The sequence below is a fragment of the Streptomyces sp. NPDC059785 genome, from assembly GCF_042732375.1.
In the GTDB taxonomy this organism is placed as follows: domain Bacteria; phylum Actinomycetota; class Actinomycetes; order Streptomycetales; family Streptomycetaceae; genus Streptomyces.
This window is the reverse complement of the sequence record NZ_JBHWHV010000049.1, coordinates 72,209-80,848: the sequence shown is the minus strand read 5'-3', so window position 1 is coordinate 80,848 and position 8,640 is coordinate 72,209. Positions and strand designations below refer to the sequence as shown.

The window sequence follows — 8,640 nt, the reverse complement described above, 5'->3', positions numbered from 1 at the left end:
GTCCGCGCACCTACGGGTGCGCGGACTCCCCCGGCGGACGTCTTTTCACGGGCTGGTCCGCGGGTGCGGCGCCGTGAGGTAGCGCTGGACCGTCGGTGCCAGCCACGCCACGATCTCCTCGCGGTGCAGCGCCACCGCGGGCGGCAGCCGCAGCACATAGCGGGCCAGCGCCATCCCCAGCACCTGTGAGGCGGCGAGCGCGGCCCGCTGCGCGGCCTGCTCCGGATCGGGGCAGACCTGCCGCGTCACGGGCAGCAGCTGCTCGCGGAAGACGCCCTGGATGCGCTCGGCCCCCGCCTGGTTGGTGACACCGACCCGGAGCATCGCGGTCAGCGCCTCGTTCTCCTCCCACAGGTCCAGGAAGTGGCTCACCAGGAGCCGCCCCACCTCCTGCGGACGCACCCGCGCGGGGTCGGGCAGCCGCAGGTCGACGTCGAGCACCGCGGCGAACAGCCCCTCCTTCGAGCCGTAGTACCGCATGACCATCGACGGATCGATCCGCGCGTCCCGGGCGATCGCGCGGATCGTCGCGCGCTCGTAGCCGTCGGCGGCGAACCGCTCGCGCGCAGCCGCCAGGATCGCGGTGCGGGTGGCGTCGGATCGGCGTGCGACGGCGGGAGCGGCGGCCGCGGAAGCGTCCGAAGCGGCCGTACCGGGCGCTGGGGCCGGAGCGGCCGAAAGTGCGTTCTCAGTCATGCCAACAAACGTAGGCCAACGTGTGTTGACGGTCCAGGGGGGTAGTCCTATGTTGGCAAACGAGCGTTGGCCCACAAGCGTTGGCCTACAACTGTTGGAGACGCCATGGACGCGATGAACGGCAAGGCCCGCACCCAGGCCCGCACCCCCCACACCCGTCCGGGGTCACGCGACGTCGTCGTCGTGGGCTCGGGCCCCACCGGGCTGCTGCTCGCCGGTGACCTCGCCACCGCCGGCGTCCCGGTCACCCTCGTCGAGAAGCGCCCGCACAAGATCAGCAACCTCTCCCGCGCCTTCGTCGTGCACGCCCGCACCCTGGAGCAGCTCGACGCCCGCGGGCTCGCCGACGAACTGGAGGCCAAGGGCGAACCCCTCGACCGCATCGCCCTGTTCGGCCGGCTCGAGGTCCCGCTCGACACCCTCCCTTCGCGCTTCAACCACCTCCTCGTCATCCCGCAGTACGAGGTCGAGAAGGTGCTGGAGCGGCGGGCCGTCGACAGCGGGGTGCGCTTCGTGTACGAGACCGAGGTGACCGGGCTCGCCCAGGACGTGGACGGGGTGACGCTCCAAGTCCGCGGGCCGGGCGGCGAGCCGGACACGCTGCGCGCCGCGTACGCCGTCGGCACGGACGGGATGCACAGCGCGGTGCGCGAGGCGGTCGGGCTGCCGTTCCCCGGGAAGTCCGTCATCCGGTCCGTCGTCCTCGCGGACGTGCTGCTCGCCGAGGAACCCGCGGAGATACTGACGGCGCAGGCCGTCGGCGACGCGTTCGCGTTCATCGCGCCCCTCGGCGACGGCTACCACCGGGTGATCGGCTGGCACCGCAAGCGGGACCTCGCCGACAACGAGTCGCTCGACCTCACCGAGGTCAAGGAGATCGCCCGGCTCGCCCTCGGCCGCGACTACGGCATGCACGACGCCCGCTGGATGTCCCGCTTCCACAGCGACGAACGCCAGGCACCGGCGTACCGCGTGGGCCGGGTCTTCCTCGCCGGGGACGCCGCGCACGTGCACACCCCGGCCGGCGGCCAGGGCATGAACACCGGCCTCCAGGACGCCGCGAACCTCGGCTGGAAGCTGGCCGCGGTCCTCGACGGGCGCGCGGGCGACGCGCTGCTGGACACCTACCAGGCCGAGCGGCACCCGGTCGGCAAGTCCGTGCTGCGCAGCAGCGGCGGCATCGTCCGCCTCGCGATGGCCAAGTACCCCTGGTCGATGGCGTTCCGGGCCGCGCTCACCACGTTCCTCGACCACGTGGGCCCGGCCCGCAGGCACCTGACCGGACTGGTCACCGGCATCGGCTACGCGTACAAGGCGCCGCGCGGGGCGCACCCGCTGGCCGGCCGCCGCGCCCCGGACGCGGCCCTGCGCGGCGGCGGCCGGCTCTACGAGGCGCTGCGCGGCGGCCGGTTCGTCCTGCTCACACCGGAGCCGTACGAGACCGGGGACCGCGGGGACCGGCTGGCCGTCCGGCACTGGGCGGACGACCGGCGCACGACCGTACTGGTGCGGCCCGACGGGTACGTGGCCTGGGCGGCGGAGGGCCGGCGTGACGGCGGGACCGCGGACGCGGCGGCGGTCGAGGCGGCACTGACCGCGGCGGGCGCGACCGACGCACCGTCGGCCGCACTGCGCTGACTTGACGCTCGCACTGCGCTGACCCGGCGTCCGGACGCGACCGGCCGTGCTGCGCTGACCCGGCGGCCGGACACGACCGGCCGTGCTGCGCCGACCCGGCGTCCGGACACGACCGGCCGCGCTGTGCCGGCCGCACTGCGCTGACTTGACGCTCGCACTGCGCCGACCCGGCGTCCGGACGCGACCGGCCGCACTGCGCCTACCTGGCGGCCGGACACAACCGGCCGCGTCGCTCAGGCGGTCGGCCGGCCGGGGCGCGGCATGGTTGCTCAGACGTCCGTGTCCGCCAGCAGCAGGCGCAGCAGGCCGGCCAGCCGGCCGGCCTGGTCCGCGTCCAGGGCGGCGAGCGCCTCCGACTGGACGGCGAGGCCCGCGCCCACCGCCCGGTCGATCAGCCGGTGCCCGTCCTCGGTGAGGGTCACCTGGAGCCCGCGGCGGTCGTGCGGGTCGGGCGACCGGCGCAGCAGACCGGCGCGTTCCAGCTTGTCGAGGCGTCCGGTCGTGCCGCCGGTGGTGAGCATCAGCGCGGCCGAGAGCCGGCGCGGGGAGAGGGTGTACGGCTCGCCGGCGCGGCGCAGGGCGGCCAGTACGTCGAACTCCCCGCGCGAGATGCCGAACTGCGCGTAGGCCCGCTCCATCCGGTCGCCCATCGCGCGGGCGAGCCGGAAGACGCGCCCGAAGACCTCCATCGCGGCGGTGTCGAGGCCGGGCCGTACGGCGGCCCACTGCGCGACGATCGCGTCCACGGCGTCCTTGCCGGTCGGGTCGGCTGTCATGGGACGAGTATCCGCCGCCGCTGGACGAGGCGCCCGGAGCGACGGTCCGCCCGCGGGCCCTTCAGTGCGCGGACTTCGTGGTCAGCGCCGTGCGCCCGCGGGGCCGCCGGTTGCGCCACCAGGTGCGGGCCCAGAGCAGGTGCATCCCGCCGAGGGCGACGACGACCGCGGCGGCGTCCAGACGCTGCGCGGCCGAGTGGCCCGGACCCAGCGCACGCACCGCGCGGGCGAAGAGGGTGAGGTCCGCGGGCAGGCTGACGGTGGCGAGGAAGGCGAGGCACAGCGTGGTGCCGACGACGAGCACGACGCTGTAGACACGGACGGCGCGCCGTTCGTGACCCGGCAGCGCACGGCTGGGATCGCACAGTCCGGCGCGCGCCCCGGAGCCGTTCCCGCGCCCGCCCGCGGGGCCGCGCAGCAGCCGCCGGACGGCGTACTTGGTGTACGCCACCCCGTCGCCGTACAGGTCACGGCAGCCGGTCAGGTCCTGGAGCACGAAGTACAGGTCCGTGCGCATGAAGACCATGAGCTGGAAGGGGAGCGGGAGCAGGGCGAGGAGGGTGAGCGCGGCGAGGATCCGGTGGGCGGTGCCGCCGGCGGCGGCCGAGGCCAGGGCGGCCAGCGCGGCGACGGTCAGATTGGTGGCGATACCCGCCAGATAGGCGGTCAGCCGGTGGCGACGCGGCGCGAGTTCGATGCCGCTGATGTCCGTCTGCATGACCAGGAATTGCAGCCGGGTGCCGAGCCGTATCCGGCCGGGTACGCCGGTCGCGCGCGCGGCGACGAGATGCGCGCACTCGTGGAGGAGCAGCAGCGTCCAGCCCGCGCCCGCGCCGAGGGCGATCACCGCGCTGCCGTGCGGGCTCCAGAGCAGGGTGTGATAGCTGAGCCGTACGGGCGGGCGGGACAGCAGGGTCACCGCGATCAGCAGCCCGATCAGCACGGGGACGACGGGACTGAGCACCCAGCGCACGTGCCGGGGCCTGATCCGGGGGAACGTCGGCTGCGGCGGCGCGGGCTGCTCCACCGCGCGCCCGTCCAGCTCGGCGACGAACCCGAGGTCGAGCAGGCCCGCCACGAAGTCCGGTACGTCGATGTCGTCGCCCGTCGTCTCCCGTAACCGCGCGCCGGTCTCGCCGGCGCTCAGGCCCTGGCCGAGCAGGTCCAGGGCCTGCTTGCCGACCTCGGGCAGGGCCACGAAGCGGCCCGTGGCCAGCCGTCCGACGATCCACTCCGCGCCGTCGGGACGGGAGCCGAGGCGGTGCAGCCGGACGCGGGTGGCGGCGGTGGGCGCGGCGGGCGGCGTGCGGCTGTCCTCGGCGGCCGCGCTCATCCGCGCTCCCCGGCCTCGGCCGCCCGGCCGCCGCAGGCCGCGCAGTCCGGGTCCCGGGGGAATCTCTGGAGCACGGGGTCGCCCGGCAGCATCAGGTTGAGGCCGAAGCGGAAGCCCGGTTCGAGGGCCGGGACACCGGTGAGCAGGGCCAGGGCCGCGTGCGCGAGGAGGCCGCCGGAGAGCCCGGCGGTGACGGCGGACGCCGGGTTCCAGGGCATCCGCGGTGAGGCGACGTCCTCGTCCTGGCCGGGCGCGAGCCGCAGGTCGCGGCGGGCGATCTCGCCGGCCCGCAGACACTCCCAGCAGGCGCCGCGGCCGGGTACGTACACACCGGCGGTGACCAGGGGGCCGCGGTAGCCGGCGGCCACCCACGGCAGGTCCGCCGCCAGGCAGACCCGGTTGGCCCAGCGGCGGATGGCGTCGGGGCGGTCGGCGCTGAGCACGAGCAGGTCGTAGCCGGGGGCGGCGGCCACCAGGTCCGCCAGGTCGGCGGGGCCGCGCACCTCCCGGCGTTCGCCCGTCACCGTCACGTCGGAGTTGAGGGCGCGCAGGGTGGCGAGCGCGGCCTCGGTCTTCGGACGCCCGAGGTCGGACTCGCGGAAGAGCGGCTGGCGGTTGAGGTTGGACAGCTCCACCGTGTCCGGGTCCACGCAGTGCACGTGCCCGACGCCGGAGGCGACCAGGCTCTGGGCGGCGTACCCGCCGGTGCCGCCGACGCCGAGCAGCAGCACCCGGGCCCGGCGCAGCCGCAGCTGGGCCTCCCACGGACTGGTACGGGGGCCGAGGTCCATCCAGCGCAGCAGCGGCACGCCCCGGCTGTAGCGGACCTCCTCGCGCTCGGACACCGGGACGGCGGCGCCCGCGTCCTCCACGAACCCGGCCGCCAGCAGATCGGCCATGGCCAGCCGGGCGTCCTCGCCGGGGAGCCCGGGATGGGCCCGTACCACCTCGGCGACGACCGCGGCCGGTGCGCGGCTGCCGTCCATCGCCCCGACCAGGGTCCAGATCCAGCCTTCCGGGTCGGAGATCTCGGCGCCGATGCCGTGGACGACGCTGCCGATCCGGACGTTGCCCTCGGACGTGCGGTACGCCCGGTGCTCGGGCTTGATCCGTGGGCGCTCCAGGGCCCCGACCGCTTCGACCGTCGCCGGCACCGTCACAGTGACCCCTTCCCGCGCACTCCACTTGTGGGACATCCCTTGACACTGTGATCGCCTGAGCAGAGCCTTTTCAAGACGCGGTCAGGGGGTCGCGTCAGGACGCTCAACACCCCTACGTCGGAGAGGAGTTGGCGTGCCTATCAAGATCGTCATCCGCCCGCTGGACAAGAAGGAGACCACGGGCGACAGCAGCGGAGGCAACGGCGGCTGACCGCCGCCGTGCGGCACGTGCGAAGGGGGCGCCCGGTGATCACCGGGCGCCCCCTGTCACGTACGGAGCCGGAGTACTAGTGCCCCGGCAGGCAACGTTTGCCCGTCAAGGAGCGGCGTCCGTTGCCTGTTGGGGCACTATGCCTGGGTGCCCGCCGCCGCGTCCGCCGCCTGGGCCGTCAGGGCCCGCTCGACGCCCGCGCGGGACTCCGAGATCAGGCGCCGCAGGGCCGCGCTGGGCTCCGCGGCGGCCAGCCACGCGTCGGTCCTCGCGAGGGTGTCCTCGGTGACCTGCACCGACGGGTAAAGGCCCACCGCGATCTGCTGGGCCATCTCGTGCGACCGGGAGTCCCAGACGCCCTTGACCGCCTCGAAGTACTTCTCCGTGTACGGGGCCAGCAGCTCGCGCTGGTCGGTCTGCACGAAGCCGCCGATGACAGCCTCCTGCACGGCGTTCGGCAGCTTGTCGGACTCCACGACCGAGGCCCAGGCCTCCGCCTTCGCCTCTTCGGTGGGCCGGGCCGCCCGCGCGGTCGCCGCGTGCCGCTCACCCGCCGCGGTCTTGTCCCGCTCGTACTCGCCCGCGATCTCCGCCTCGTCGAACCGGCCGACCGCGGCGAGCCGCTGCACGAACGCCCAGCGCAGCTCGGTGTCGACGGCCAGGCCCTCGATGACCGTCCGCTCGTCGAGCAGGGCCTCCAGCAGGTCGAGCTGCTCGGGCGTGCGGGCGGTCGAGGCGAAGGCGCGGGCCCAGGCGAGCTGGTGGTCGCCGCCCGCCTCGGCGGCCCGCAGATGGGCGAGGGTCGCGTCCGTCCAGCGGGTCAGCAGCGCCTCGCGCGCGGCCGGGTCCGCGTACAGCTCGATCGCCAGCTTGACCTGGCGGTGCAGCGACTGCACCACGCCGATGTCGGTCTCCTTGCCGATGCCGGACAGCACGAGGGAGAGGTAGTCGCGGGTGGCCAGTTCGCCGTCGCGCGTCATGTCCCAAGCGGACGCCCAGAGCAGGGCGCGCGGCAGCGACGCGTCGAAGTCGCCCAGGTGCTGGGTGACGAACGCCAGCGACTCCTCGTCGAGCCGGACCTTGGCGTACGACAGGTCGTCGTCGTTGAGCAGGACGACCGCGGCGCGCATGCCGACGAGCTGCGGCACCTCGGTCAGCTCGCCGTCGACGTCCAGCTCGACGCGCTCGCCGCGCACCACCCGGCCCTTCTCGTCGGGGCCGTACAGGCCGACGGCGATGCGGTGCGGGCGCAGCACCGGCTCGCCCTTGGCGCCCGCGGGCAGGGCGGGCGCCTCCTGGCGGATCGCGAAGCGGGTGATGACGCCGTCCGCGTCGGTCTCGATCTCCGGGCGCAGGACGTTGATGCCGGCCGTCCGGAGCCATTTCTGCGACCAGGTCTTCAGGTCGCGGCCGCTGGTCTCCTCCAGCTTGCCCAGCAGGTCCGACAGGCGCGTGTTGCCGAACGCGTGCGCCTTGAAATAGGCCTGCACGCCGCGGAAGAACTCGTCCATGCCGACGTAGGCGACGAGCTGCTTGAGGACGGAGGCGCCCTTGGCGTACGTGATGCCGTCGAAGTTGACGAGCACGTCGTCCAGGTCGTTGATCTCCGCCATGATCGGGTGCGTCGAGGGGAGCTGGTCCTGCCGGTACGCCCACGTCTTCATGGAGTTGGCGAACGTCGTCCACGAGTGCGGCCAGCGCGAGGCGGGGTGGTGCGCCTGGCAGGCGATCGACGTGTACGTGGCGAACGACTCGTTCAGCCACAGGTCGTTCCACCACTCCATGGTCACCAGGTCGCCGAACCACATGTGGGCGAGCTCGTGCAGGATGGTCTCGCCGCGCACCTCGTACGCCGCGTCGGTCACCTTGGACCGGAAGACGTACTGGTCGCGGATGGTCACCGCGCCCGCGTTCTCCATCGCACCGGCGTTGAACTCCGGCACGAAGAGCTGGTCGTACTTCTTGAACGGGTAGTCGTAGTCGAACTTCTCCTGGAACCAGTCGAAGCCCTGCCGGGTGACCTCGAAGATCGCGTCCGAGTCGAGGTACTCGGCGAGCGAGGGCCGGCAGTAGATGCCGAGCGGCACGGACTGCCCCTCCTTCTCGTACACACTGTGCACCGAGTGGTACGGCCCGACGATCAGCGCCGTGATGTACGAGGAGATCCGCGGCGTCGGCTCGAAGACCCAGGTGTCGTCCTTGGGCTCCGGGGTCGGCGAGTTGGAGATGACGGTCCAGCCGGTCGGCGCCTTCACGGTGAACTGGAAGGTGGCCTTCAGGTCGGGCTGCTCGAACGAGGCGAAGACGCGGCGGGCGTCCGGCACCTCGAACTGGGTGTACAGGTACGCCTGCTCGTCGACCGGGTCGACGAACCGGTGCAGACCCTCGCCGGTGTTGGTGTACGCGCAGTCCGCGACCACCCGCAGCACGTTGCGGCCCGCCAGCAGGCCCGGAAGCGCGATCCGCGAGTCCTTGAAGACCTCGGCGGGCTCCAGCGGGTCACCGTTGAGCGTCACCTCGTGGACGGTCGGCGCGACCAGATCGATGAACGACTCGACGCCGGTCTCGGCGGAGTCGAAGCGCACCGTGGTGACCGACCTGTAGGTGCCACCCTCCTGCGCGCCGGAGAGGTCGAGATCGATCTCGTACGAGTCAACGGTGAGCAGCTTCGCCCGCGCTTGCGCCTCTTCGCGGGTCAGGTTTGTGCCAGGCACGCGGTCATCTCCTCGTGATGTGTTCGGTGGCGCCATCCTTCCACGGGCCCGGGGCGAAGGCGATGTCCGTTTCCCGCCGGTGAACACGGCGGGCCGCGGCCAGCCTGGAGAC

General features: G+C 73.4%; 6 protein-coding genes. 1 reads left to right on the top strand and 5 read right to left on the bottom strand.

Annotation, left to right across the window (positions count from 1 at the left end; genetic code table 11):
- Positions 1-45: 45 nt before the first annotated feature.
- Positions 46-696 carry a TetR family transcriptional regulator gene (locus ACFV6E_RS30945; RefSeq protein WP_385160992.1) on the bottom strand — a complete coding sequence of 217 codons (651 nt, stop codon included), beginning with the start codon at positions 694-696 and terminating at the stop codon, positions 46-48.
- 114 nt (positions 697-810) lie between these two features.
- Here ACFV6E_RS30945 and ACFV6E_RS30940 point away from each other — a divergent pair, with 114 nt between their 5' ends.
- On the top strand, positions 811-2,334 hold the full coding sequence (locus ACFV6E_RS30940; protein WP_385466077.1) for an FAD-dependent monooxygenase: 1,524 nt from the start codon (positions 811-813) through the stop codon (positions 2,332-2,334).
- Between the two features lie 269 nt (positions 2,335-2,603).
- Here the strand turns inward: ACFV6E_RS30940 and ACFV6E_RS30935 are convergent, their stop codons facing one another.
- From ACFV6E_RS30935 to pepN, 4 genes are all read right to left on the bottom strand, one after another.
- Positions 2,604-3,110: a MarR family winged helix-turn-helix transcriptional regulator gene (locus ACFV6E_RS30935; RefSeq protein WP_385466071.1), complete on the bottom strand. Its 507-nt coding sequence runs from the start codon at positions 3,108-3,110 to the stop codon at positions 2,604-2,606.
- A 61-nt stretch (positions 3,111-3,171) separates the two neighbouring features.
- On the bottom strand, positions 3,172-4,443 hold the full coding sequence (locus ACFV6E_RS30930; protein ID WP_385466068.1) for a hypothetical protein: 1,272 nt from the start codon (positions 4,441-4,443) through the stop codon (positions 3,172-3,174).
- Complete coding sequence (locus ACFV6E_RS30925; RefSeq protein WP_385466074.1) at positions 4,440-5,552, bottom strand: HesA/MoeB/ThiF family protein; 1,113 nt, start codon at positions 5,550-5,552, stop codon at positions 4,440-4,442. Before ACFV6E_RS30925 ends, ACFV6E_RS30930 begins: the two co-directional genes overlap by 4 nt.
- Before the next feature lie 399 nt (positions 5,553-5,951).
- On the bottom strand, positions 5,952-8,528 hold the full coding sequence (gene pepN / locus ACFV6E_RS30920; protein ID WP_385466065.1) for an aminopeptidase N: 2,577 nt from the start codon (positions 8,526-8,528) through the stop codon (positions 5,952-5,954).
- Positions 8,529-8,640: the final 112 nt, after the last annotated feature.